This is a genomic window from Pseudomonas xionganensis (genome assembly GCF_009763245.1).
Taxonomy (GTDB): Bacteria; Pseudomonadota; Gammaproteobacteria; order Pseudomonadales; family Pseudomonadaceae; genus Aquipseudomonas; species Aquipseudomonas xionganensis.
Genome location: NZ_WKJZ01000001.1, coordinates 981,241 through 1,006,961, shown reverse-complemented (window position 1 = coordinate 1,006,961; position 25,721 = coordinate 981,241). Strand labels below are relative to the sequence as shown.

Annotated in this window: 19 protein-coding genes; 4 read left to right on the top strand and 15 right to left on the bottom strand. The window is 60.9% G+C overall.

Translation table 11 applies throughout. From position 1 onward, the window contains the following. The first annotated feature begins 24 nt into the window (after positions 1-24). On the top strand, positions 25-468 hold the full coding sequence (locus GJV18_RS04590; protein ID WP_160343530.1) for an excinuclease: 444 nt from the start codon (positions 25-27) through the stop codon (positions 466-468). Continuing rightward, positions 458-787, top strand: a complete 330-nt coding sequence (locus tag GJV18_RS04585) for a c-type cytochrome (RefSeq protein ID WP_160343529.1) — start codon at positions 458-460, stop codon at positions 785-787. The genes GJV18_RS04590 and GJV18_RS04585 overlap by 11 nt, the downstream gene beginning before the upstream one ends. 122 nt (positions 788-909) lie before the next feature. Here the strand turns inward: GJV18_RS04585 and hemE are convergent, their stop codons facing one another. From hemE to GJV18_RS04530, 11 genes are all read right to left on the bottom strand, one after another. Next, a complete protein-coding gene (gene hemE, locus GJV18_RS04580) occupies positions 910-1,977 on the bottom strand; it encodes a uroporphyrinogen decarboxylase (RefSeq protein WP_160343528.1) in 1,068 nt (355 codons plus the stop codon). A 231-nt stretch (positions 1,978-2,208) separates the two neighbouring features. Continuing rightward, the gene (locus tag GJV18_RS04575) at positions 2,209-3,627 is read right to left on the bottom strand and encodes an FAD-dependent oxidoreductase (protein WP_160343527.1); all 1,419 of its coding nucleotides are present in this window, start codon (positions 3,625-3,627) and stop codon (positions 2,209-2,211) included. Positions 3,628-3,733: 106 nt separating this feature from the next. After that, positions 3,734-8,182, bottom strand: coding sequence for a glutamate synthase large subunit (gltB, locus tag GJV18_RS04570; RefSeq protein WP_160343526.1), 4,449 nt, complete (start codon positions 8,180-8,182; stop codon positions 3,734-3,736). A gap of 229 nt (positions 8,183-8,411) precedes the next feature. Continuing rightward, positions 8,412-9,977, bottom strand: coding sequence for an AAA family ATPase (locus GJV18_RS04565; RefSeq protein ID WP_160343525.1), 1,566 nt, complete (start codon positions 9,975-9,977; stop codon positions 8,412-8,414). A gap of 10 nt (positions 9,978-9,987) precedes the next feature. Further along, positions 9,988-11,091 carry a 3-dehydroquinate synthase gene (gene aroB / locus GJV18_RS04560; protein WP_160343524.1) on the bottom strand — a complete coding sequence of 368 codons (1,104 nt, stop codon included), beginning with the start codon at positions 11,089-11,091 and terminating at the stop codon, positions 9,988-9,990. Between the two features lie 50 nt (positions 11,092-11,141). Then, positions 11,142-11,660, bottom strand: coding sequence for a shikimate kinase AroK (gene aroK, locus GJV18_RS04555; RefSeq protein WP_160343523.1), 519 nt, complete (start codon positions 11,658-11,660; stop codon positions 11,142-11,144). A 4-nt stretch (positions 11,661-11,664) separates the two neighbouring features. Beyond that, positions 11,665-13,764, bottom strand: coding sequence for a type IV pilus secretin PilQ (pilQ, locus tag GJV18_RS04550; RefSeq protein ID WP_160345977.1), 2,100 nt, complete (start codon positions 13,762-13,764; stop codon positions 11,665-11,667). A gap of 52 nt (positions 13,765-13,816) precedes the next feature. Next, positions 13,817-14,344, bottom strand: coding sequence for a type 4a pilus biogenesis lipoprotein PilP (gene pilP, locus GJV18_RS04545; protein ID WP_160343522.1), 528 nt, complete (start codon positions 14,342-14,344; stop codon positions 13,817-13,819). Further along, positions 14,341-14,967 carry a type 4a pilus biogenesis protein PilO gene (pilO, locus tag GJV18_RS04540; RefSeq protein WP_160343521.1) on the bottom strand — a complete coding sequence of 209 codons (627 nt, stop codon included), beginning with the start codon at positions 14,965-14,967 and terminating at the stop codon, positions 14,341-14,343. The genes pilP and pilO overlap by 4 nt, the downstream gene beginning before the upstream one ends. After that, positions 14,964-15,536, bottom strand: coding sequence for a PilN domain-containing protein (locus GJV18_RS04535; protein ID WP_160343520.1), 573 nt, complete (start codon positions 15,534-15,536; stop codon positions 14,964-14,966). The genes pilO and GJV18_RS04535 overlap by 4 nt, the downstream gene beginning before the upstream one ends. Beyond that, positions 15,536-16,600, bottom strand: coding sequence for a pilus assembly protein PilM (locus tag GJV18_RS04530; protein ID WP_160343519.1), 1,065 nt, complete (start codon positions 16,598-16,600; stop codon positions 15,536-15,538). The genes GJV18_RS04535 and GJV18_RS04530 overlap by 1 nt, the downstream gene beginning before the upstream one ends. A gap of 182 nt (positions 16,601-16,782) precedes the next feature. Here GJV18_RS04530 and GJV18_RS04525 point away from each other — a divergent pair, with 182 nt between their 5' ends. Next, a complete protein-coding gene (locus GJV18_RS04525; RefSeq protein WP_160343518.1) occupies positions 16,783-19,176 on the top strand; it encodes a penicillin-binding protein 1A in 2,394 nt (797 codons plus the stop codon). Between the two features lie 86 nt (positions 19,177-19,262). Here the strand turns inward: GJV18_RS04525 and GJV18_RS04520 are convergent, their stop codons facing one another. The 4 genes from GJV18_RS04520 to rpmE all read right to left on the bottom strand — a co-directional run bounded on the left by GJV18_RS04520 (position 19,263) and on the right by rpmE (position 23,245). After that, complete coding sequence (locus tag GJV18_RS04520; RefSeq protein ID WP_160343517.1) at positions 19,263-20,531, bottom strand: malic enzyme-like NAD(P)-binding protein; 1,269 nt, start codon at positions 20,529-20,531, stop codon at positions 19,263-19,265. Positions 20,532-20,772: 241 nt separating this feature from the next. Continuing rightward, the gene (locus tag GJV18_RS04515) at positions 20,773-22,206 is read right to left on the bottom strand and encodes a M48 family metalloprotease (protein WP_160343516.1); all 1,434 of its coding nucleotides are present in this window, start codon (positions 22,204-22,206) and stop codon (positions 20,773-20,775) included. Continuing rightward, complete coding sequence (locus GJV18_RS04510; RefSeq protein WP_178113413.1) at positions 22,203-23,003, bottom strand: thermonuclease family protein; 801 nt, start codon at positions 23,001-23,003, stop codon at positions 22,203-22,205. The genes GJV18_RS04515 and GJV18_RS04510 overlap by 4 nt, the downstream gene beginning before the upstream one ends. Positions 23,004-23,029: 26 nt before the next feature. After that, positions 23,030-23,245: a 50S ribosomal protein L31 gene (rpmE, locus tag GJV18_RS04505; protein ID WP_160343515.1), complete on the bottom strand. Its 216-nt coding sequence runs from the start codon at positions 23,243-23,245 to the stop codon at positions 23,030-23,032. A 165-nt stretch (positions 23,246-23,410) separates the two neighbouring features. Between rpmE and GJV18_RS04500 the strand changes: the two genes are divergently transcribed. Then, positions 23,411-25,630: a primosomal protein N' gene (locus tag GJV18_RS04500; protein WP_160343514.1), complete on the top strand. Its 2,220-nt coding sequence runs from the start codon at positions 23,411-23,413 to the stop codon at positions 25,628-25,630. Positions 25,631-25,721: the final 91 nt, after the last annotated feature.

The following is a 25,721-nucleotide window of genomic DNA, read 5'->3' as shown; positions in this document are numbered from 1 at the left end:
AACCCACAAGAAAGGAGTCACCCCATGAAAGCCAAGCACTGGATCCTTGCCGCCGCCTGCTTCAGCCTGTTGCCGGCGGTCAGCCAGGCCCGCGACACCACCCACTTTCTGCCGTTCGACACAGCGATGCAGGAAGCCCTGAACGCCGGGCGCCTCGACGGCAGCGTGAAGTTCTACCTGGCAGGCAACAAGCCGGCCGGCAAGGTGAGCGTGGTACGCGCCGGGGTGACCACCAGCAAGAAGACCAACGCCTTCAACAAGACTGACGAAGCCGCCTGCAGCTGGGCCCTGCAATCGGCTCTGATCCACCTGCAGAAGGCTGCCAAGGCCGCCGGCGCCAATGCAGTGGTGGATATCGCCAGCAACTACAAGCATGTCGAGTACAAGGACAGCCAGAAGTACGAATGCCATGCCGGCGCAGTGATGGCAGGCGTGGCCCTCAAAGGCAGCCTGGCCAATGTCAAATAAGCCGGCCCTGGCCCTGCTGCTGGGCCTTCTCGGCCTGAGCAACAGCCTGCCGGCCATGGCCGAGCCTGACGGTGCCCAGCTGTATCGTCAGCACTGTGGCAAATGCCATGGCAGCGATGGCCGCGCCAATACCCTGCGCGGCTGGCTGTACTTCGCGCAGAATCTGAGCAAGGCCAAGTGGCAGGACAGCAACAGCGACCGCGATATCCTCGACGCCATTGCCAAGGGCCCGGGCGCCATGCCCGCCTACGCGGGCAAGCTCAGCGAGGCCGAGCAGCAGGCGCTGGTCAAGGCCGTGCGCGACTTGCGCAAGCCCTGAGCAATACGTAGACAACGCAAAGGCCGCATTAGCGGCCTTTGTTTTATGTTTCTTCCCGTAGGAGCGGGCCATGCCCGCGATAGCGCTTTCGCGGGCATGGCCCGCTCCTACAGCTTCGCCGACTAGTTGTGGTACTGCGCCGACAGCTCATGCACCGCCTCGAAGAAGGCGCGAGCATGCTCCGGGTTCACTTCTGGGGTGATGCCGTGGCCAAGGTTGAAGACATGGCCACTGCCCTGGCCATAGGCCGCCAGGATACGTCCTACCTCGGCGCGTATCGCCGCCGGGTTGGCGTACAGCACGCTCGGGTCCATATTGCCCTGCAGCGCCACCTTGGCGCCGACACGGGCGCGGGCACTGCCGATATCGCAGGTCCAGTCCAGGCCCAGGGCTTCGGCGCCGCTGTCAGCCATGGATTCCAGCCACAGGCCACCACCCTTGGTAAACAGAATCACCGGCACGCGACGTCCGTCGTGTTCGCGGATCAGGCCGTCAATGATCTGCTGCATATAGCGCAGGGAGAACTCCTGGTAAGCCGCCGCCGACAGCGCCCCGCCCCAGGAGTCGAAGATCTGCACCGCCTGGGCGCCTGCCTTGATCTGGCCATTGAGGTAGGCGGTGATCGACCGCGCCAGTTTATCCAGCAGCGCGTGCATGGCCTGGGGGTTGTCGTAGAGCATGGCCTTGGACTTGCGGAAATCCTTGCTGGAGCCGCCTTCGACCATATAGGTGGCCAGGGTCCAGGGGCTGCCGGTAAAGCCGATCAGCGGCACACGGCCGTTCAGCTCGCGGCGGATGGTGCGCACCGCGTCCATCACATAGCCCAGGTCCTGCTCCGCATCGGGAATCGGCAGGGCCTCGATATCGGCCATGCTGCTGATCACCTTCTTGAAGCGCGGGCCTTCGCCAGTCTCGAAGTACAGGCCCTGACCCATGGCATCGGGGATGGTCAGGATATCGGAGAACAGAATCGCGGCGTCGATCTGCGGGTAGCGATCCAGGGGCTGGATGGTGACCTCGCAAGCCAGCTCGGGGTTCTTCATCAGGCTGACAAAATCACCGGCCTTGGCCCGGGTCGCGCGGTACTCAGGCAGATACCGACCAGCCTGACGCATCATCCACACCGGGGTGACATCAACGGGTTGCTTGAGCAGGGCGCGAAGGAAGCGATCGTTCTTCAGGGCGGTCATGGCAGCATCCAACAAAAAAAGTGCGGGCATTTTCGCAGACCGCAAAACAAAAGGCACGGCGAGTGCCGTGCCTTTTGTCCATCGCGACGATTTGTCTCGGGCAAATACCTAATTGCTAAGCGTAACGAGCGGAGGTCAGTGCGATGCCCGCTCCTGCGGGCCAACCGCATTCCCCACATCCATGTGGGTCACAAGGGGCAACGCAGCATGGCGCGCGAAGCCCGCAGTAGCTTAGACGCCCAGGTAGTCGAGGATACCTTCGGCGGCGTTCCGCCCCTCGAAGATCGCCGTCACCACCAGGTCGGAACCGCGCACCATATCGCCACCAGCGAAGATCTTCGGGTTGCTGGTCTGGTGCTTGAACTGGCTCTGCTCCGGGGCCACCACGCGGCCCTGGCTGTCGGTGTCGATCTTGAAATCGCTGAACCAGGGCGCCGGGCTCGGGCGGAAGCCGAAGGCGATCAGCACGGCATCGGCCGGGATGATCTCCTCGGAACCGGGAATCGGCTCGGGGCTGCGGCGGCCACGGGCATCCGGCTCGCCGAGGCGGGTTTCCACCACCTTGACGCCTTCGACCTTGTCCTCACCGACGATGGCGATGGGCTGGCGGTTGAAGAGGAATTTCACCCCCTCTTCCTTGGCGTTCTTCACTTCCTTGCGCGAGCCCGGCATGTTTTCCTGGTCGCGACGGTAGGCGCAGGTCACGCTCTTGGCACCCTGGCGGATGGAGGTGCGGTTGCAGTCCATGGCGGTGTCACCACCACCGAGCACCACCACACGCTTGCCCTTCATGTCGATAAAGTCCTCAGGGGACTTCTCGAAACCCAGGTTGCGGTTGACGTTGGCGATCAGGAAGTCCAGGGCATCGGTGACGCCCGGCAGGTCTTCACCGGGGAAGCCGCCCTTCATATAGGTGTAGGTGCCCATGCCCATAAACACGGCATCGTACTCATCCAGCAGCTGCTGCATGGTGATGTCCTTGCCGATCTCGGTGTTCAGGCGGAACTCGATGCCCATGCCGGTAAAGACTTCGCGGCGATTGCTCAGCACGGTCTTTTCCAGCTTGAACTCGGGAATGCCGAAGGTCAGCAGACCGCCGATTTCCGGGTTCTTGTCGAACACCACCGGGGTCACGCCATTGCGCACCAGTACGTCGGCGCAGCCCAGGCCCGCCGGACCGGCACCGATCACGGCAACGCGCTTGCCGGTCGGTTTGACCTTGGACATATCCGGGCGCCAGCCCATGGCGAAGGCCGTGTCGGTGATGTACTTCTCCACCGAGCCGATGGTCACCGCACCGAAGCCGTCATTCAGGGTGCAGGCGCCCTCGCACAGACGATCCTGCGGGCACACCCGGCCGCAGACTTCTGGCAGGGTGTTGGTCTGGTGGCTCAGCTCGGCGGCGGCGAGGATATTGCCCTCGGACACCAGCTTGAGCCAGTTGGGAATGAAGTTGTGCACCGGGCACTTCCATTCGCAATAGGGGTTGCCGCAACCCAGGCAACGGTGGGCCTGGTCGGCCGCCTGGGCCGGCTTGAAGTTGTCGTAGATCTCGACGAATTCCTTCTTGCGCTGGCGCAGCAGTTTCTTCTTCGGGTCTTTGCGCCCGACTTCGATGAACTGGAAGTCGTTATTCAGACGTTCAGTCATAGCAAACCTCTTTACAGCAGCCTCAGGCATCACGCTTCAGGCGGCAAGACAATCTGGGGTTTCGGCAAGCCCGGCGCCTGGCGCTCGGGCTTGCCGCACAGCGGCTTTATTGCGGGTTGGCCCGGGTGCTGGACAGCAGCGACTTCAAGCTGGCGGCCTTGGGCTTGACCAGCCAGAACTTGCGCAGGTAGTCGTCCAGGTTCTCCAGCAGATGGCTGCCCCACTCGCTGGCCGTCTCCGCCACGTACTCGGCGAGCACGTTGTGCAGATGGTTGCGGTAGGCCTCCATCGCTTCGTTGTTGATCCGCTGGATCTCCACCAGTTCGTGGTTGACCCGATCATAGAAGCTGTTATCCAGGTCCAGCACGTAGGCGAAACCGCCGGTCATGCCGGAACCGAAGTTGTAGCCGGTCTTGCCCAGTACGCAGACGAAGCCGCCGGTCATGTACTCGCAGCAGTGGTCGCCAGTGCCTTCCACCACGGCGTGAGCGCCGGAGTTGCGCACGGCGAAACGCTCACCTGCGGTGCCGGCGGCGAACAGCTTGCCGCCAGTGGCGCCGTACAGGCAGGTGTTGCCGATGATGGCGCTGTCCTGGGTCTTGAACGGGCTGCCCTTGGGCGGGGTGATGATCAGCTTGCCGCCGGTCATGCCCTTGCCCACGTAGTCGTTGGCGTCGCCTTCCAGGTACAGGTTCAGACCTCCGGCGTTCCACACGCCGAAGCTCTGCCCGGCAGTGCCCTTGAAGCGGAAGGTCAGCGGCGCCTTGGCCATGCCCTGGTTGCCATGTACCCGGGCGATTTCGCCGGACACGCGGGCACCGATGGAGCGGTCGCAGTTGCAGATATCCAGTTCGAACTCGCCACCGCTGGCTGCAGCGATGGCCGGCTTGGCCATCTCCACCATCTTCTCGGCCAGCAGACCCTGGTCGAACGGTGGGTTCTTCTCCACCAGGCAAAACTGCGGCTTGTCCGCCGGGATATGGTCGCTGCCCAGTAGCGGAGTCAGATCCAGGTGCTGCTGCTTGTCGGTTTCACCGGGCAGGATGTCGAGCAGGTCGGTACGCCCGATCAACTCTTCCAGACTACTAACGCCCAGCTTGGCCAGCCACTCGCGGGTTTCCTCGGCGACATAGGTGAAGAAGTTCATCACCATCTCGACAGTGCCGATAAAGTGATCCTTGCGCAGCTTGTCGTTCTGCGTGGCCACGCCGGTGGCGCAGTTGTTCAGGTGGCAGATGCGCAGGTATTTGCAGCCCAGGGCGATCATCGGCGCGGTGCCGAAGCCGAAGCTCTCGGCGCCGAGGATGGCGGCCTTGACCACATCCAGGCCGGTTTTCAGGCCGCCGTCGGTCTGCACCCGCACCTTGCCGCGCAGGTCATTGCCGCGCAGGGTCTGGTGGGTTTCGGCCAGGCCCAGCTCCCACGGTGCGCCGGCGTACTTGATCGAGGTCAAGGGCGATGCTCCGGTGCCGCCATCGTAGCCGGAGATGGTGATCAGGTCGGCATAGGCCTTGGCCACACCGGCGGCGATGGTGCCGACACCGGCCTCGGCCACCAGTTTGACCGACACCAGGGCGGCCGGGTTGACCTGCTTGAGGTCATAGATCAGCTGCGCCAGGTCTTCGATGGAATAGATGTCGTGGTGCGGCGGTGGCGAAATCAGGGTCACGCCCGGCACTGCATAACGCAGCTTGGCGATCAGACCGTTGACCTTGCCGCCCGGCAGCTGGCCGCCCTCGCCGGGCTTGGCGCCTTGGGCCACCTTGATCTGCAGCACTTCGGCGTTGACCAGGTACTCGGGGGTCACACCAAAGCGGCCGGTAGCCACCTGCTTGATCTTCGAGCTGCGCATGGTGCCGTAACGGGCCGGGTCTTCACCGCCCTCACCGGAGTTGGAGCGCGCGCCCAGACGGTTCATCGCCTCGGCGATGGCCTCGTGGGCTTCCGGCGACAGGGCGCCGAGGGAGATGCCGGCGGAGTCGAAGCGCTTGAGGATCTCGCCCATCGGCTCGACCTGATCCAGCGCCAGCGGCTGCTCAGCCAGCTTCAGCTGCAGCAGGTCGCGCAGCATCGACACCGGGCGGGTATCGACCAGGGCGCTGTATTCCTTGTACTTCTCGTAGCTACCTTGCTGCACGGCAGCCTGCAGGGTGTTGACCACATCCGGGTTGTAGGCGTGGTACTCGCCGCCGTAGACGAACTTGAGCAGGCCGCCCTGCTGGATGGCCTTGCGGTTGTTCCAGGCCTCGAAGGCCAGCAGCTTCTGCTCGGCCTCGATATCGACGAAACGCGCGCCCTTGATGCGGCTGGCCACACCACGGAAGCACAGTTCGGTCACTTCGTCGGCCAGACCGACCGCCTCGAACAGCTGGGCGCCACGGTAGGAGGCGACGGTGGAGATGCCCATCTTGGACAGGATCTTCAACAGGCCCTTGGCGATACCCTTGCGGTAGTACTTGAACACCTCATACAGATCGCCCAGCACTTCGCCGGTGCGGATCAGGTCGCCCAGTACTTCGTAGGCCAGGAACGGATAGACCGCCGAGGCGCCGAAGCCGAGCAGCACCGCATAATGATGCGGGTCGCGGGCGGTGGCGGTTTCCACCAGGATATTGCAGTCGCAACGCAGCCCCTTCTCGGTCAGGCGATGGTGCACCGCACCGGTCACCAGCGCGGCATGGGCCGGCAGCTTGCCCGGGGCGATATGCCGGTCGGAGAGCACCAGCAGCGACTTGCCGGCGCGCACCGCTTCTTCAGCCTGATCGGCCATATTGCGCACGGCGGCTTCCAGACCGATCGACTCGTCATAGTTCATGTCGATCAGCTGGCGCTCGAAGCCCGGGCGATCGAGGTTCATCAGCGAACGCCACTTGGCCGGGGAGATCACCGGACTGCTGAGGATGATGCGGGTGGCGTGCTCCGGCGACTCCTGGAAGATATTGCGCTCGGCACCGAGGCAGATTTCCAGGGACATGACGATGGCTTCGCGCAGCGGGTCGATCGGCGGATTGGTCACCTGGGCGAACTGCTGACGGAAGTAGTCGTAGGGCGAGCGCACGCGCTGGCTGAGCACGGCCATCGGCGTGTCGTCACCCATGGAACCAACCGCTTCCTGGCCCTGCTCACCGAGCGGACGCAGCACCTGGTCACGCTCCTCGAAGGTGACCTGGAACATCTTCATGTACTGCTTGAGCTGGTCGACGTCATAGAACGCCGAACCATGGTCGCGGTCTTCCAGGGTGGCCTGGATGCGCAGGGCATTCTTGCGCAGCCACTGCTTGTAAGGGTGACGCGACTTCAGGCGATTGTCCACGGCATCGGTGTCGAGCACCTGGCCGGTCTCGGTGTCCACGGCGAGGATCTGCCCCGGACCCACACGGCCCTTGGCGATGACGTCCTCGGGCTGGTAATCCCACACGCCGATTTCCGACGCCAGGGTGATATAGCCATTCTTGGTGGTCACCCAACGTGCCGGACGCAGGCCGTTGCGGTCGAGCAGACAGACCGCATAGCGACCATCGGTCATCACCACGCCGGCCGGGCCATCCCAGGGTTCCATATGCATGGAGTTGTATTCGTAGAACGCGCGCAGGTCGGCGTCCATGGTCTCGACGTTCTGCCAGGCTGGCGGAATGATCATGCGCACGCCGCGGAACAGGTCGATGCCACCGGTGACCATCAGCTCAAGCATGTTGTCCATGCTGGAGGAGTCGGAGCCGACGCGGTTGACCAGCGGGCCCAGCTCTTCCAGATCGGGAATCAGGTCGTTGGCAAACTTCAGGCGCCGCGCCTGGGCCCAGTTGCGGTTGCCGGTGATGGTGTTGATTTCACCGTTGTGCGCCAGGAAGCGGAACGGCTGCGCCAGTGGCCACTTCGGCAGGGTGTTGGTGGAGAAGCGCTGGTGGAACACGCAAATGGCGGTCTGCAGGCGCTCATCACCCAGGTCCGGGTAGAACTGCTGCAGATCGGCGGGCATCATCAGGCCCTTATAGATGATGGTCTTGTGCGAGAAGCTGCAGATGTAGTGATCGCTGTCGGCGGCATTGGCCACCGAGGAACGGCGACGGGCGCTGAACAGCTTGATGGCGAACTCCTGATCGGAGAGGCCTTCACCGCCAACGAACACCTGCTCGATGATCGGCAGGCGCTGCAGAGCCAGCTGACCGAGCACGCCGGTGTCGATCGGCACCTTGCGCCAGCCGATCAGCTGCAGGCCGGCGGCCAGAATCTCGCGGTTCATGTTCTCGCGAGCGGCCTCGGCTTTCACCGGGTCCTGATTGAAGAACACCATGCCCACGGCGTATTGCGCCGGCAGGGCAACGCCGAAGCTTTCCTGGGCCACGGCACGCAGGAACAGGTCAGGTTTCTGAATCAGCAGACCGCAACCGTCACCGGTCTTGCCGTCGGCGTTGATCCCGCCACGGTGGGTCATGCAGGTCAGCGCCTCAATGGCGGTCTGCAGCAGATGATGACTCGCTTCACCTTGCATGTGGGCAATCAAGCCGAAGCCGCAGTTATCCTTGAACTCATCAGGACGGTACAAACCTGCTTTCATAAGGGAGACTCTCACCAGGCTGCCTAAACATCAGGCAAATTACTTTCTAATTCATTTACTTAGCGAGCGCGCAGGACTAGGCCCCAGCTTTGCGCAGGCGAAAGGGAGGGTATTGTACATACCGACCCAGGCCGCCACAAATCCAAGCGTCGAAAAAACGAAAGGCAATGTCGCTAAAGCGAAGGAAGGGACTAGCAGGTCGTGCTATCGACCCGCCAGTCACCCACTGTTACAGCATTTCCTGCTGAATACTGGCCAGAGTCCGCGGCCAGGGCTTACCCGCCTGTACCTTGGCCGGCAGCCGCCTGAGGGCAGCCTGGGCCTGGTCGCGGGTAGCAAAGCTGCCGTAGGTCACCACATACAGTGGCTGGCCCTGATGCTGCTTCTTGAAATAGTGGTACTCGCTGCCCTGCTCACGGACAAAAGCCCGGGCACTGGATTCCGAACGGGTGCCAAGTATCTGCAGCGTATAGCGCGAACCTGCCTGCGCGGCATACCAATTGCCCCCACTGGCAACAGCAGGAGCAGGCACGGCCTTGGGCGTGACCACTGGAGCAGGAGCAGGAGCAGGAGAAGCAGGGGCAGGCTTGGCCGGTGCAACGACCGCAGGCGCCACCTTGACCGGAGCGGTGGCAACTAAGGGCGCGGGCGCCGCTACAACCGGAGCGGCGACAGGCGCAGCAACTGGCGCCACAGGCTGCACGGGCTCTGGTGCAGTGCCCCCCGCAAGCGGGGCAACCTCGGCAAGCTGCTCATCAGCACCACCGGCTGCCAGGGCCAGAGGCTCACGCATCACCGGCTGCGCCTCCCCTACCAATGGCAGAGGCACCGGCTTGGCATTACCGGCAAACTCGACCGCAGGCGCAACTGGCACCTCGACAGGCTCTGCAGCCGGCGCCTCCAATGGCAACACCGCAAGCGCCGGATCAGAAGTCGACGACCCCGGCTGGCCCTGCATAAAAAAGGCCGCCACCACACCCAGCACCACCACGGCCGAGGCCAACATATGCTTGCCGGGCAGTTTCAGCCCTCCACCAGCACGCCCGGCCCTGGCACGCTGCGCCAGCATGGCCTCGCCCAATACCTCGCGCGCCACCTGATTGATCGCTCCAGGCCAACCACCAGAGCGCTCGTGAATAGCCTCGATCTGCTCCTCGCCAAGTAACTCCAGCCCCTGCCCTGCCCCTTCCAGACGCTGCCCCAGGTATTCACGCGTTTCCTCAAGCTCATACGGCTGCAGCTCGATGACATGAAAACACTCATCCCCCCGCGCCAGCTCATCCAGACGCGGCAATAGCTCGGGCCCGGCAAACAGGAAAACATGGGCACGACCATCGGCATTACCGGTCGCCAATAGCAACAGGGCATTGATAGCCTCATCGCTCAGCAATTCAGCATCATCAACCAGCAGATAGACTTCTTGGCCCGTCATCGACAACTGAGCGATCTGGGCCATGATGGCATGCAGGTCGCCACCCTCGATCTGCACGCCCTGCGCAACCTGACGCAACAGGCCGTATTCATCGGCAGCCCCTCGCGCCGAAATGACCAGCGCATGCACCGCCTGCTTGTTGCTACTGGCCACCAGCGCCTGCCGCAAGAGGGTCTTGCCAGCCCCTTGCGGCGCACTGACCACCAGCAACAGCTGGCTGTAGCGCGCCAGGTGATGTAACTGCCCCAGCACGGGCTTGCGCTGGGCCGGGAAAAACTTGAAGCCCGGCACGCGTGCGGCGAAGGGGTCATGGCTGAAGCCGTAAAACTCTAAATAGGCCTCATCGGCATGCAAACTGGTCATAGATCACTCATCAATTAACAAGCCGTTCCAGCTGCGCGGCATAATCTGCGTTCAGCGTGGCATTCAGGATCTCGGGGGCAAAGTCAGCGGTCACCACGGCTTCGCCCAACTGACGCAGCAAGACCAAACGCAGCTGGCCATCGAGGACTTTCTTATCGACAGCCATATGCTGCAAAAAGTCATTGGCTGACATCTCAGCAGGCGGCACCACCGGCAGGCCGGCAGCTAAAAACAGACGCACCGCACGATCGCGCTCGGACGCGGAAATCCAGCCCAAGCGATGTGACATCTCCAGCGCCATGACCGTACCCGCCGCCACGGCCTCGCCATGCAGCCACACGCCATAACCCTGCTCAGTCTCAATGGCATGGCCGAAGGTATGCCCCAGGTTAAGCGTGGCCCGTATCCCGGACTCGCGCTCATCAGCACTCACCACTCGCGCCTTGGCCGCACAGGAACGCGCAATAGCCGCTGTCAGCGCCTGAGAGTCCAGGTCAAGCAGGGCCTGCATATGCCCTTCCAGCCAAGCCAGGAAGGGCTCATCGCAGATAAGCCCATACTTGATAACCTCCGCCAGACCGGCGGACAGCTCGCGCGCAGGCAGGGTATTCAATGTCGAAGTGTCGATCAGCACGGCCTGCGGCTGATAGAAAGCCCCCACCATGTTTTTGCCAAGTGGATGGTTGATGCCCGTCTTGCCACCAACAGAGGAGTCGACCTGAGACAGCAAAGTGGTAGGAATCTGAATAAAATTCACCCCACGCTGATAACAGGCTGCAGCAAAGCCAGCCATGTCACCGATCACCCCCCCACCCAGGGCGACAACAGTGGTGCGGCGATCATGCCGCGCACCAAGCAGCCCATCGAAAATCAACTGCAGGGTTTCCCAGTTCTTGAACGCCTCACCATCGGGCAAAACGACCGATGTCAGCTCATAGCCTTGCAAGGCCGCCTCAAGCTGGCTCAGATACAGGGGGGCAACGGTTTCATTGGTGACAATCGCCACCTGCCGCCCGACGATATGCGGAGTCAATAGATCCGCACGCCCCAGAAGGCCTGAACCGATATAGATGGGATAACTGCGCTCACCCAGGTCGACATGAAGAGTTTGCATGGAGCCCCCTGCTGAAAAGGGCTCTAGGATAGCGCAGATCACACCACGCTTTAACGGGTGGAAAGCGCCTGAATGCGCTCAATGATCTGCTGCACCACCATACGTGGAGGGCGCTCATCGGTTTCCACTATGACATCCGCCACTTCACGATACAGAGGGTCACGCAAAGCCAATAAATCAGCCAGCACCTTGGCCGGGTCAGTCGTACGCAGCAGCGGCCTGTTACGATCCTTTGCTGTACGATGTATTTGCTGTTCAACCGAGGCATGCAAATACACTACGCAACCGCCAGATCTGAGTGCCGCGCGGTTTTCCGGCCGCATGACAACACCACCACCAGTGGCCAGGACCATATCGCCCTGATCGCAAAGCTCAGCAATAACCGCCTGCTCGCGCTCACGAAAACCCTGCTCCCCCTCGACATCAAATATCCAAGGGATATCAGCGCCCGTACGCGCCTCAATTTCCTTATCGGAGTCCTTGAAGGGCAAACGCAGTTCTTTAGCAAGAAGACGCCCGATGGTGCTTTTACCAGCACCCATCGGGCCCACAAGAATCACACTGGTCACTTAATCAACGACTCACCGCGATCGCCTGGTTATTCATGATGCGCGGAGTGAGGAAGATCAGCAGCTCGGACTTAGCATCTCGCACAACGTCACGACGGAACAACCGACCAACAAAGGGAACATCTCCTAAGAAAGGAACCTTATCAACGGCCTTAGACTGGGTATTGCTGAATACACCGCCGATCACGATAGTTTCACCATCATTTACCAGTACTTTGGCATTGACCTCGTTGGTCAAGATAGAAGGCGTCCCATTCACCTGATTAGAGAAGTCAGCAGCATCTTTATTGACCTTCACTTCAATGATCACACGATTGTCAGGCGTGATCTGCGGTGTCACTTCCAAAGACAGGTTTGCATCTGCAAAAGCAGTAGTAGCCGCACCGCTTGAAGAGGCCTCTGGGTACGGAATCTTTGCCCCTTTCAGAATTTTGGCGGTCTCTTTATCTGAGGTGACAACTTTTGGCTGAGAGATAATCTCGCCATTGCCAGTTTTTTCCATCGCACTCAACTGCAGGTCAAGCATTGTATTGTTTGTGACAAAACCAATGCCAATTCCTGTTGTTGCACCTGCCGCCCCTAAGTCAACAAAAGGTGTATTGACCGGTACTTCCCTCACACCAGGAAAACGCCCAACCTGCCCAGGTAATGAGTCATCCACACCCAAGTCACCATCCTTACCCCACGCATTCCATTTGTCGCCAGTCCAGAAGTTCCCCCCCCAGCGAACGCCAAGTGCCTTGTCGTAGTCGACATTAGCCTCAACAATGCGGGCTTCAATCATGACCTGCCTAACTGCAACGTCAAGCTGCGCAACAATACGCCGCAACTCGTCCAGGCGTTCCTGGGTCTGATAAGCAATGATGCTGTTGGTTCGATCGTCAACCGTAATGGAACCACGGTCATCCGACGTGCCGTCGGCACTGGTAACCGACTGGAACAACTTGGCCATATCGGCGGCCTTGGCATAGTTGACCTGAATCAATTCACGACGCAGAGGGGCAAGTTCAGCAATCTGCTTTTGCGACTCCAGCTCCTGGCGCTCGCGGGCTGCAATCTCATCGGCAGGAGCAACCAGCAACACGTTACCCACCTTGCGCTTGTCCAGGCCCTTGGTCTTCAGCACCAGATCCAGGGCCTGGTCCCATGGCACATTCTGCAAACGCAAAGTGATATTGCCGCGCACAGTGTCACTGGCCACAAGATTGAGGTCGGTAAAATCTGCGATCAGCTGCAGAACCGAACGCACATCGATATCCTGGAAATTCAGGGACAGCTTTTCCCCGCTGTAGGCAAAACGCTCAGCCTTGCGCTTTTCAACATCATCTTCAGTGAGCGGCTTGATGCTCAGCGTAAGCTTGTTATCCGTCTGATAAGCCAGGTAATCGTAAAAGCCAGTAGGCTCGATCACTATGCTGGCCTTATCACCTGAACCAGTAGCGCTGACAAACTGCACTGGAGTAGCGAAGTCTTTAACATCAAGGCGCACACGCAGCGACTCAGGCAACTGGGTCTTGGCAAAATCAAGACGGATCTTGCCACCCTGATCCTGAATATCCGGACTGACCGAAGCATCGGAAAGGGAGATCACGACATTACCTTCGCCCTGCTCCCCACGCTGGAAGTCGATATTGCTGATCGCCCGACTGGGCTGACCGTAAGCCTTGGCGGGAGCAGCAACAGCAGGGGTAGCAGCGGGAGCTGGAGAGGCAGTAGCGCCGCCCGCGGAACCACCCACCACCACATACAGATTGTTACCCTCAACACGAGTGCTGTAGGGAGCCAAGGTGGTCAAGTTGACGATCAAACGAGTGCGGTCCTTCGCCTCGACTACCGTCACACTGCGCGCATTGCCTACACCCAGGTCATGATTCTTGCTGGCCAACTTACTGGAAACCCCAGGCAAGTCCAGCGCGATACGAGCAGGCTGCTCAATGGTATAGCCGCGGGGAGCAGTTACGGGCTCGTCAAATGACAGCTTGAGCTCGACCCTGTCACCGGGTAACGACGCGACATCCAGAGTCTGCAGATTCGCAGCCAGTAGCGCGGGAGAGACCAAGAAAGCCAACACAGAGAGCGCAAAGCGCGAACGCGAGATAGTCATCATAGGATTTCGCTGGGCAGTCCGATTATTCTTTTTCATATTCACTCCGCTCTTAAGAGCGCTCCTTCAGAGAGATACTGCGCGGCCGCTCCAGCCATCCACCTTCGCCATCCGGAACGATTTCGATTACCTCAACGCTTGATTCTTCGATCGAAACGATGCGCCCGTGGTTGCGCCCCAGATAATCGCCCACCTTCACCCGGTGAACCCCCCCAGCACCACTGACCAGAGCGAATACACCGCCTTGGTTTGAAAGGGTGCCAACCATCTGAAACACCTCGATATTGAAGTCTTCCAGATACTGGCGAACACGCGACTCATCCGGCTTCACATCTTTCGAGCCCTTCTCACGACTGGCCATATCCACCTTGACCGGGGGCTGGAACGGACTACGCATGGATGCGGCCATATAGGTGAAGCTTTCGTACGGCTGAAACTTCGGCAAAGGCTCAATCGAACCTTTAGGCTTGGCGCGAACCTCATCCATATAGGCTCGCAGGTCAGCGAAATCACCGCTTTCACCACACCCACCAAGCAGGCTGCCAGCCAACAATACCGTTATTAAACGGGAGCACTTCATGGCTGCTCTCCTTTATCGTTATAACGATAAGTCTTCGCCAAAATGCTCATCTGCAAAGTCGAAGATCCCTCGCCCCCTTTAGCGGGAACCAGCTCAAAATCATGCAGCGTCACAATACGCGGCAAACTGGCCACACCACTCACGAACGTGGCCAAGTCGTGATAGGCCCCAACCACTTTAATTTGGATTGGCAGCTCGATATAGAATTGCTGGGCAGCCTCCGGCAGCAATTTGATTTCTTCAAACTCCAGCCCGCTCCCCAGACCGGTACGAGTAATATCCTCAAGCAACCCCGGCACCTCGGTGTCACTTGGCAGCTGCTTAAGCAGCGCACCAAAGGACAATTCCATTTCCTGCATCTGCTCTTTATAGGCTTCCAGGTTGGCGGCCTCGAATGCCTTCTTGGAGAACTGCCCCTTTAGCGTGACTTCCTCTCCCTGCTTGCGCTCCAACTCAGCCTGCAAATCCTTGAGATGGAAGTTATAGCCAAGCGCGAGAACCACAACGAGCAATAACGTACCGGCAATAACCTTTACCGCACCAGGCCACGAGCCGATGTTATTGAAGTCAATATCGTTGAAATCAATTTCCTGCAGGCTTTTCAGCGAGTCATTCAGGCTCATTTTTTCGCCTCCCCCTCATCCTGCTTGGGCTGCGTCTGCTGCACGCTGAGCTGGAATACATTCGCTTGATCCACCGCCCCTGCCGTCACCGACTTCACCTCGGTCAGATTGGGCGAAGTCAGCCATTCGGAACCATCCAGATTGCGCATCAAGGCAGATACGCGATTATTCGACTCAGCTGCTCCGACGATGGCAATGTTCTTGTCCGTCTTTTTCAATCGCGTGAAAAAGACACCATCCGGCAAGGTTCTGACCAGCTGATCAAAAACCCGACCAATGATCGGCCGATTACCCTGCAGATCCTGAATGATCTTCATCCGCTCCAGCAGTTGCTCACGGCGCTTTTTCAGCTCACTGATCTCCTTGATACGCGCATCAAGAACTGCAATTTCCTTGCGAATAAACTGGTTGCGCGCATCCTGACGCTCAATGGCATTGCTCAGGTACTGATCACCCAGAAATACCGCGCCCGCTGCAGCAATAAGCACACCCGCCAAGGACACCAAAAACCGCTGCTTGCGCTCTTCGCGCAGTTGCTCACGCCATGGAAGTAAGTTGATCCGCGCCATTAGTCAAAACTCCTCATAGCCAGACCGCAGGCAATCATCAGCGCGGGAGCGTCGCTAGCCAGTGCACCGGCATTGACCTTGCCGCTCAGAGCCATATCGGCAAAGGGGTTGGCCACCAGTGTCGGCGTACCAATTTTCTGCTGAATCAGGCGATCGAGGTCTGGAATGGAGGCAGTGCCGCCAGCCAGCAGGATGTAGTCCACATCATTGAACTGCCCCGCGGCAAAGAAGAACTGCAGCGATCTTGAAACCTGCTGCACGACAGCTTCTTTAAATGGTTGCAGCACTTCAGACTCATAATCATCGGGCAGCCCGCCCTGTTTCTTGGCCAACCCAGCCTCTTCAACCGACAGGCCATATCGGCGCTGAATCTCTTCGGTCAGCTGCTTGCCACCGAAAAGCTGTTCGCGGGTATAAATGGTGCGACCGTTATGCAGGACGCTGAGGGTTGTCATGGTGGCGCCAATATCGACTACGGCCACGGTCAGTTCATCACGTTCGCCACCCAGCTGATCGACCAGCAGACCATAGGCACGCTCAAGAGCATAAGCCTCGACATCCACCACCTTGGCGGTCAAACCAGCCAAAGCCAGCGCAGCTTCGCGAACCTCGACGTTCTCCTTGCGGCACGCCGCCAAAAGCACTTCGACTCGTTCAGGGTTGCGCGGAGACGGCCCCTGGGACTCGAAGTCGATTGCCACTTCTTCCAAGGGGTAGGGAATGTACTGATCTGCCTCAATCTTGAGCTGATTCTCCAGCTCATCATCGGACAAACCGGCTTCCATCTCGATGGTCTTGGTGATCACCGCCGAGCCGGCTACGGCTACGGCCGCAGTCTTCACACCGCTCTTGGCCTTGGCCAGCACACGGGAAATGGCCTGCCCGACCCCTTCAAGCTCGGCGATATTCTTTTCAACCACGGCATTTGGTGGGAGCGGCTCGACAGCATAAGCCTCTACTTTGTAGCGGCTTCCCGAGCGACTCAATTCAAGGAGCTTGACCGAGGTCGAACTGATATCGATCCCGAGCAGCGTGTTCGCTTTCTTATTGAAGAGCCCTAGCACGACCGATTTCCTATTGGCATCCGCGACTTACGGACTATTTATGTTTTTTCACATTAAATAACAGTCTTGACAGAAGCGCAAATGGCTACCCCGCAAAAAAACCGCTTATAATGTGAACAGTTTTACCCTTTTCGCCTTGGCTTTGACTTAACTCATTCTTTCTACTTGGAAATCCGAAAACCTTGATGCGTCTTCTGCGTTTTTTAAGCTGGTCATGCCTTGCCGCCTTTTGTGGTCTGTTACTCAGTTTCAGTGGCGCCTTTCTTTATCTTAGCCCCAGCCTGCCATCCGTCGAATCGCTGCGCAGCATTCAGCTGCAGATCCCCCTGCGGGTCTACAGCAACGACGCCAAACTGATCGCCGAATTCGGCGAAATGCGCCGTTCACCCATTGCCTTTGCCGACATCCCCAAGGATTTCATCAACGCCTTGCTGGCGGCAGAGGACGACAACTTTGCCAATCATCATGGCGTCGATTTCACCAGCCTGGTGCGCGCTGCAACACAATTATTGAAAAGCGGGCAAATCCAAACCGGCGGCAGTACCATCACCATGCAGGTGGCGAAGAACTTCTTTCTCACCAGCGAACGCAGCTTCTCGCGCAAGATCAATGAAATCCTCCTGGCCCTGCAGATTGAACGCGAGCTGAACAAGGACGAGATCCTTGAGCTCTACGTCAACAAGATCTATCTGGGTAACCGCGCCTACGGCATTGAAGCCGCCTCGCATGTTTACTATGGCAAACCCATGCAAGAAATCAGCCTAGCGCAAATGGCCATGATTGCAGGCCTGCCGAAAGCACCCTCACGCTTCAACCCTCTGGTCAACCCGACCCGCGCCTTGGAGCGCCGTGACTGGATTCTAGGCCGCATGTTCAACCTGGGCCGCATTGATCGCGAGCGCTATGAACAAGCTTTGGCCGAGCCGATCAATGCCAGTTATCACGTTCCCAGCCCAGAGGTCAGCGCCCCTTATGTTGCCGAAATGGCCAGAGCCGAAATGGTCGGCCTGTATGGCAGCGACGCCTACACCGAGGGTTTTAATGTCACCACTACGGTTCCCAGCCACCTGCAGAACGCCGCCAACATCGCCCTGCGCGAAGGCCTGATCAGTTACGACCAGCGCCACGGCTATCGCGGCCCCGAGGCACGCCTCGGCGATGCCCGGCCGACCTGGCTCGACGAGCTGCGCAAGATTCGCCCCATCGGCGGATTGGAACCGGCCGTAGTCAGCAGCGTAGAAAACAGCGGCATTCTGGTCACCCTGCGCAACGGCGAAGAACACAGCGTGGCATGGGACAGCATGAAGTGGGCGCGCCCTTTCCTGAGCACCAACAGCCAGGGACCACGCCCGCAAAAACCGGCCGACGTGGTCAAGCTCGGTGATGTAATACGCGTGATGCCCCAGGATGATGGCAGCTGGCGCTTCCTGCAGGTACCGGCAGCGCAGAGCGCGCTGGTATCACTGGACCCGAGCAATGGGGCCATTCGCGCCCTAGTAGGCGGTTTCTCTTTCGAACAAAGCAACTACAACCGCGCAGCCCAGGCCAAACGCCAGCCAGGCTCCAGCTTCAAGCCCTTTATCTATAGCGCGGCCCTCGACAGTGGCTATACCGCCGCCACCCTGGTCAATGACGCCCCCATTGTGTTTGTCGACGAATATCAGGATCAGGAGTGGCGCCCAAAGAACGACAACAACACCTTCCTTGGCCCCATTCGCCTGCGCGAGGCCCTCTACAAGTCGCGTAACCTGGTGTCCATCCGCGTACTCCAGGCCATCGGTGTCGACTATGCGCGCGATTACATCACTCAGTTCGGCTTCAACAAGGACGACCTGCCACCCAACCTATCCATTGCCCTGGGTACGGCGAACCTGACGCCTCTGGAAGTGGCCAACGGCTGGAGCGCATTTGCCAATGGCGGCTACCGGACTCCCGCCTACCTTATCGAACGCATCGAAAACCGTGACGGCGAGGCGCTTTTTGTCGCCAACCCCGCGACTATCCCATCGCGCATCAAACCTGCAGCCCCCCAGCCTGATGCCAGCGCACCGGCCGTCGAGCCCGTGGTCGCAGAACGCATTATCGATGAGCGCACCGCCTACATCATGACCAGCATGCTGCAGGACGTGATCAAGCGCGGCACTGGCCGTCGCGCCATGGCCCTGGGACGCGATGACCTGGCGGGCAAGACGGGGACTACCAACGACTCCAAGGACAGCTGGTTCTCCGGCTATAACGCCGACTATGTAACGGCCGTCTGGGCCGGTTTCGATCAGCCGGAAAGCCTGGGCCGTAACGAATACGGCGGTACCGTAGCCCTGCCAATCTGGATGAGCTATATGGCCGAAGCCCTCAAGGACAAGCCCAGCCACCTGCCGCCAGAACCGGAGGGGCTGCTGACCCTGCGCATCGACCCCTATAGCGGCCGCCTGGCCAGCCCCGGCACGCCGGATGCATACTATGAGCTGTTCAAAAGCGAAGATGCCCCACCGCCCATGAGCGAACTGGAACCCGGCATGAGCATACCGGGCAGCCCCCTGCCTGCAGACGAAGTCGCGCCATTTGATCTGTTCTAATGCATGACTGGCGACTGCCGATATCCAGCCGCAAGCAGCCAACAAAAAACCCGCCGTAGCGGGTTTTTTGTTATTCAGGCAAAGCCTTAGCCGTTAAACACGTCATCCACCGACTGCAGCGGATAGTGCTTCGGATAAGGCAGGGTTGCCACGCCGCTCTCGATGGCGGCCTTGGCCACGGCGTCGCACACCAGGGTGATCAGGCGCGGGTCCATCGGCTTGGGAATGATGTACTCACGACCAAACTCCAGGGCGATGCCACCGTAGGCGTCACATACTTCCTGGGGTACCGGCAGCTTGGCCAGGTCACGCAGGGCCAGGGCCGCAGCGATCTTCATCTCTTCGTTGATACGGGTGGCGCGAACGTCCAGGGCACCACGGAAGATGAAGGGGAAACCGAGTACGTTATTGACCTGGTTCGGGTAGTCGGAACGACCGGTGGCCATGATCACATCAGGGCGGGCTTCGCGGGCCAGTTCTGGCTTGATTTCCGGATCCGGATTGGAGCAGGCAAAGATGATCGGGTTCGGCGCCATCAGCTTCAGGTCATCCTGGCTCAGCAGGTTGGCGCCCGACAGGCCGACGAACACATCGGCGCCATCCAGGGCATCCTTGAGGGTGCGCTTGGGCGTTTCGCTGGCGAAGACCGCCTTGTACTGGTTCAGGTCATCACGCCCCGCATGGATCACGCCCTTGCGGTCGAGCATAAAGATATTCTCGACCTTGGCCCCCATGCTCACCAGCAGCTTCATGCAGGAAATGGCGGCGGCGCCGGCGCCCAGGCAGACGATCTTGGCTTCCGGCAGAGTCTTGCCTGCGATCTCCAGGGCGTTGAGCATGCCGGCGGCAGTCACAATCGCGGTGCCGTGCTGGTCATCGTGGAATACTGGAATGTCGCACTGTTCGATCAGCGTGCGTTCGATCTCAAAGCACTCGGGCGCCTTGATGTCTTCCAGGTTGATTCCGCCGAAGGTAATGGAGATGCGGCGCACGGTATCGATAAAGGCCTGCGGGCTCTCGGCCTCGACTTCGATATCAAACACGTCGATACCGGCAAAGCGCTTGAACAGCACACCCTTGCCTTCCATCACCGGCTTGGAAGCCAGCGGACCGAGGTCGCCGAGGCCGAGGATCGCGGTGCCATCGGAAATCACAGCCACCAGGTTGCCCTTACCGGTATAGCGGTAAGCCAGCTCGGGATCGCGGGCGATTTCACGCACAGGCTCGGCCACACCTGGGCTGTAGGCCAGGGACAGATCACGGGCAGTGGCGGTGGGTTTGGTCAACTCGACGCTCAGCTTACCCGGGCGGGGATTGGCGTGATATTCGAGAGCGGCGGTTTTCAAATCAGACATAGTGGCATTTCCGCTTTGGGCTGTTGAACAGGCAGGCGGCCGAGGATACGCAAGTTGCCCGCCCCCGCACAAGACCGCTGCCACCGCCCCGGACAAACAGCCCGCAGGCCCGGACGGAGCCATCACAAATTCGACAGGACAGAAAATCAGGCTTATTTGCCAGGACTTTTCAGTCAAAAAACCTGTAAATCACGCGAAAACAGCAGAAATACAGGACTACGGTACTCGCTCGTACGGGGCCTTAGCGCACCAACTTGATCCAGTCGCCAGGCCTGGGTTCGCCATGCGGATACAGGCCATTAAGCAGACGCAAGGTAGCCAGGGCGCCATCCGGCAAGCGGCTGCGGCGCGCCAGCCCTGCCAGGCTTTCACCAGCCTTGAACCGATGCAGACGGATACGCAGCGGCTCGGCCTCTTGTCGCTCCCTGGCAGACAGTGGGCGGAAGCTTCGGATTACCTGCAGGAAATGTCGGTCTTCGACCTCAAGAGAGGCCCGACCACGCACCGTGGCGACAAACAGATAGCTCTGCCCACCTAGCTGGATAAGGGCCAGACGCTTGGCTGCGCTACCTGGCAAGACAGCGGTATGGCCCTGCAGGCCTTTTAGCTGCAGATCTTGCCCCGCCAGCAGACGCCGGCCACCCACCCGCTGACGCAGGAGTTCGGCCGGTGTCAGACCCTGGGGATTGTCTTCCAGGGTCATGGCAATAAAGGCCTGCTGATCGGCGCTGTGACCGACCAGTACATCCGGCCGATTAACCAGCCCCCAGCCTTCGGGATAGCTCAGGGCAAAGCCCAGGGGGCCATGGTAGAAATGCCGACCACGACGAACGCCGGTTTCGGCCGAATCCCCGAAGGGCAGACCATCGAGCTGGCGCAGAAACGCCTCGCGATTGACCTCCTGCTGCCCGCCGACCAGCGCCTGCGCAGGCCCGATCACCTGCTGCAGACGACGATCATTGTCCGGATGGGTATCGAACAGACCGTGGTAACCGCCCGCCGCTTGTGCCTCACCGCGCCTGGCCGCCTGATCCCGGGCGAACACTTCCTGATTCTTCAGCACCTTGACCACTTCGATCATGGCCTGCGGGTCATAGCCGCTGCGGGCCAGGTATTGAGCACCCAGACCATCGGCTTCAAGCTCCATATCACGGCCATAACCGCGTACCACCGCACCGCCCAGTACATTGGTCAGATCACCGGCGGCACCGACCCCGGTACCAATGGCCACGGCCTGCCCGAGGATATTCCAGGCGCTGGCCTGGCTCTGCTGCTGCACGCTGTGGCGGGCGGTGACATGCCCCACCTCATGGCCCAGCACGGCGGCCAGCTCGGCCTCGGAGTTGAGATAGGCCAGCAGTCCGCGGTGGATATAGATATAGCCGCCGGGCAAGGCGAAGGCGTTGATATCCGGGCTGTCCACCACACGAAACTCATAGATCAGCTGGTTGCGATGGCTATGCCGCGCCACCCGCTCGCCGACCTGCTGCACATAGGCCTGCAAGCCTGCATCGCTATAAAGCGGGTTCTGCTTGAGGATTTCCTGGTTATAGCGGCGCCCTAGCTCAAGCTCCTGGCGCTCACTCATCAGCACGAAATCATTGCGCCCGGTGGCCGGGTTTAGTGCACAGCCTGCCAGCGATATCAGCACCAGAGCGAGCAGAAGCCACTTCATGGCAACATCTCCAGCATGCTGGGATGGGTCAGCGGCAGCAGCCAGCGCGCCTGGCCAGGGCGCTGGCTGCTGCGGCGCGAGCGATCCACCACCCAGCCACGCACCTCCAGCTGCCGCCCGGTCAAAGCCTGCAGCTGCGCCAGATCAAACTCAGCCAACGCGCGTGAAGGCACCTGCAGCACCAGCGAGCCCTGCATTTCCAGCCAGAGGCCGCCCCGGTTGCGCTCAACCCGTTGCACCTCGCCTCGCACCAGGGCAAAGCCTCCGCGCTGCAACTGACCGGCCTGCACGACCTGCGCCTGCCGCCAAAGCCCGAGCCGCCCGCGCCGGGCCTGGGCTTCGGCGCCGCGATGGCAGTCGGCCAGGGCCACATTGGGGGCGATAGCCACGAACATGCCGAGGCCCTCGGCCAGCAACTGCGCTTCCAGATTACGCCCCTGGCGATCATAGGCATGGGCCAGGGTGCGGCCGTAACGATCCCGGCGCTGCTCCCCAAGGCGCAATTGCACGCGTTCTCCAGAGGCGGCAACCAGTGCCTGCAGGCGTTGGCGCGCGGCCTGGGCAAAGGGTTCGGCGGGCTTGCCGTCACGGCCCAACTCCGGCGCATTGAGGCCGATCAGGCGCACGCTGCGGCCATCGACCAGGCGCAGGGTGTCGCCATCCACCACCCGCTGCACCTGCTGCGCAGGCAAGCCGCCGAGCGCCGGGCACAAGGCCTGGGCGGTGCCCAGCGAAAAGACGGAAACGAAAAAGGCGCCCACCAGGGACGCCTTTTTCAGTCGCTCGGGATAACCCATCGGGGTTTCCGTTGCTGAACGCCAGCTTACTGCTTGGCGCCGAACATGCCGAAACGCTGCTTGAAGCGGTCAACACGGCCGCCGGTATCCAGCATCTTCTGCTTACCGGTGTAGAACGGGTGGCACTCGTTGCACACGTCCAGGGCCAGCGGCTTGCCCAGGGTGGAGCGAGTTTCGATCACGTTGCCACAGCTGCAGGTAGCGGTGATTGCTTCGTAAGTCGGGTGGATATCGGCTTTCATGGTGTATTCCTCGGTAGTGTGTGCCGCCACCCGACCCAACGTCAGGTACCGCACGGAAATAGGCCGCGGATCATACCAGACCCCTGATCCGATGCAAGCCACGCACTGCGCCGGCCGTCGCGTGGTGCGTGCTACTATCGCGCCCTGCAATCAGGAGCCCCTCGCGTGCCCGACGCCATTCTGCGCCTCGCCCTGCCCTCGCCACTGCGCCGCCTGTTCGACTACCGCGCCCCGCCCGGTGTGCCGCGTAGTGCCCTGCAGCCGGGCATGCGCCTGCGAGTGCCCTTTGGCCGGCGCGAGTTGATCGGTATTCTGATCGAAGTAACCGAGCACAGCGAGGTACCGGCGGACAAGCTCAAGCCAGCCCTGCAGCTGCTGGACGCCCAGTCGCCCCTGCCGCCTGCGCTGTTCAAGCTGTGCCTGTGGACCGCGCAGTATTACCAGCACAGCCTCGGCGATACCCTGAGCTGGGCGCTGCCGGTGCTGCTGCGTCAGGGTGAACCGGCGGAAGTGCGCCAGGAGCGCTTCTGGTCGGCCGTCCCCGGCGCCCAGCTCGATGACCCGCGCCTGAGCCGCGCGCCGCGCCAGCGCGAGGCGCTGAAAGTGCTCGCCCAACATCCCCACGGCATCGCCCACAGCCTGCTCAGCACCCTGCAACTGAACAAGGACAGCCTCGACCTGCTGCTGGAAAAAGGCCTGGCGCAGATCGAGGTGCGCCGCCATGCACCACGGGAGCGCCACGCCAGCTGGCTGGCCCAGCCGGAACTGCCACTGAATGCCGAACAGCGCGCCGCCAGCGAGGCCATCCGCGCAGGCGCAGGCCAGTTCAACGCCTTTCTCCTGGCTGGGGTCACCGGCAGCGGCAAGACCGAGGTCTACCTGCAACTGATCCGCGAAACCCTGGAGGCCGGCAAGCAGGCCCTGGTGCTGATCCCGGAGATCAATCTCGGCCCGCAGACCCTGGTGCGTTTCGAGCAGCGCTTCAACGCGCGCATCGCCCTGCTGCATTCGGCGGTGAATGACCGCGAACGCCTGGACGCCTGGCTGGCCGCCCGCGATGGCGAGGCCGATATCATCATCGGCACCCGCTCGGCACTGTTCACCCCGATGCAGCGGCCGGGGCTGATCATCATCGACGAGGAGCACGACGCCTCCTATAAACAGCAGGAAGGCCTGCGCTACCACGCCCGCGACCTGGCGGTGGTACGTGCCCATCAGGAAAATATTCCGATCGTGCTGGGCTCGGCCACGCCCTCGCTGGAGAGCCTGCACAACGCCCACAATGGCCGCTACACCCTGCTGCAGCTGCGCGAACGGGCCGGCGGCGCCAAGCAGCCGCGCTTTCTACGCCTGGATGTAAAAAGCCGACCGCTGGATTCCGGCATCTCAGGGCCCATGCAGCAGGCCATCGCCCAGACTTTGCAAGCCGGCCAGCAGGTGCTGGTGTTTCTCAACCGACGCGGTTTCGCCCCGACCCTGCTCTGTCACGACTGCGGCTGGCTATCGGAATGCCCGCGTTGTGACGCGAGGATGACCGTGCACCAGCGCTCACGCGAGCTGCGCTGCCACCATTGCGGCCACGTCGAACGCCAGCCGAGCAACTGCCCGAAATGTAACAACGTCGACCTACGCCCGGTTGGTGCCGGCACCGAGCGCGCTGAAGAACGCCTGGAAATTCTCTTCCCCGATGTCCCCGTGCTGCGCGTGGACCGTGACAGCACCTCGCGCAAGGAGGCCATGACCAGCCTGTTCAACCGGGTGCAGCGCGGCGAGCCGTGCATCCTGGTCGGCACCCAGATGTTGGCCAAGGGTCATCACTTCCCCCGCGTGACCCTGGTGGCGATTCTGGATGCCGATGGCGGGCTGTTTTCCGCCGACTTTCGCGCCAGCGAGCGCATGGCCCAACTGATCGTCCAGGTCGCCGGCCGCGCCGGACGGGCCGAAGAACCGGGCCGCGTGATTATCCAGAGCCACCTGGCCGACCATCCTTTATTGGTGCAACTGACCGAACAAGGCTACTTCGCCTTTGCCGAGCAGGCCCTGAGCGAGCGACGCAGCGCCGGCCTGCCGCCCTTCTGTCACCTCGCCCTGCTGCGCGCCGAAGCACATAAACCGGGGCAGGCTGAAGCCTTTCTCGACCAGGCCTGCGGCGAGGCGGAACTGTTGCTGGAAGAGTTGGGGCTTGGCGGTATCGAATTGCTCGGCCCGGTACCGGCGCCCATGGAACGCCGCGCCGGGCGCTACCGGGCCCAACTGCTGGTGCAGGCCAATGCCCGCGCGCCCCTGCATCGCCTGCTCAGCCGCTGGACCCAGAGCCTGGAGCAGATGCCCAGCGGCCGCGCAGTGCGCTGGTCGCTGGATGTGGACCCGATTGATCTGTTCTAAGCGACCAACATGTGGACACGGCGTCGCTGTGGCGGACAAGCCTGCGGCATGTCCGCCCTACAAGTTATGGCCTGCCGCTTATGGCTGCTTC

Coding starts and splice junctions, on each gene's coding strand:
- pilO (WP_160343521.1), bottom strand. CDS start 14,967: ATGAGCCTGAATGACTCGCTGAAAAGCCTGCAGGAAATTGATTTCAAC.
- pilQ (WP_160345977.1), bottom strand. CDS start 13,764: ATGACTATCTCGCGTTCGCGCTTTGCGCTCTCTGTGTTGGCTTTCTTG.
- gltB (WP_160343526.1), bottom strand. CDS start 8,182: ATGAAAGCAGGTTTGTACCGTCCTGATGAGTTCAAGGATAACTGCGGC.
- GJV18_RS04510 (WP_178113413.1), bottom strand. CDS start 23,003: ATGGGTTATCCCGAGCGACTGAAAAAGGCGTCCCTGGTGGGCGCCTTT.
- GJV18_RS04585 (WP_160343529.1), top strand. CDS start 458: ATGTCAAATAAGCCGGCCCTGGCCCTGCTGCTGGGCCTTCTCGGCCTG.
- GJV18_RS04575 (WP_160343527.1), bottom strand. CDS start 3,627: ATGACTGAACGTCTGAATAACGACTTCCAGTTCATCGAAGTCGGGCGC.
- GJV18_RS04535 (WP_160343520.1), bottom strand. CDS start 15,536: ATGGCGCGGATCAACTTACTTCCATGGCGTGAGCAACTGCGCGAAGAG.
- GJV18_RS04520 (WP_160343517.1), bottom strand. CDS start 20,531: ATGTCTGATTTGAAAACCGCCGCTCTCGAATATCACGCCAATCCCCGC.
- pilP (WP_160343522.1), bottom strand. CDS start 14,344: ATGAAGTGCTCCCGTTTAATAACGGTATTGTTGGCTGGCAGCCTGCTT.
- GJV18_RS04515 (WP_160343516.1), bottom strand. CDS start 22,206: ATGAAGTGGCTTCTGCTCGCTCTGGTGCTGATATCGCTGGCAGGCTGT.
- aroB (WP_160343524.1), bottom strand. CDS start 11,091: ATGCAAACTCTTCATGTCGACCTGGGTGAGCGCAGTTATCCCATCTAT.
- GJV18_RS04590 (WP_160343530.1), top strand. CDS start 25: ATGAAAGCCAAGCACTGGATCCTTGCCGCCGCCTGCTTCAGCCTGTTG.
- GJV18_RS04565 (WP_160343525.1), bottom strand. CDS start 9,977: ATGACCAGTTTGCATGCCGATGAGGCCTATTTAGAGTTTTACGGCTTC.
- hemE (WP_160343528.1), bottom strand. CDS start 1,977: ATGACCGCCCTGAAGAACGATCGCTTCCTTCGCGCCCTGCTCAAGCAA.
- rpmE (WP_160343515.1), bottom strand. CDS start 23,245: ATGAAAGCCGATATCCACCCGACTTACGAAGCAATCACCGCTACCTGC.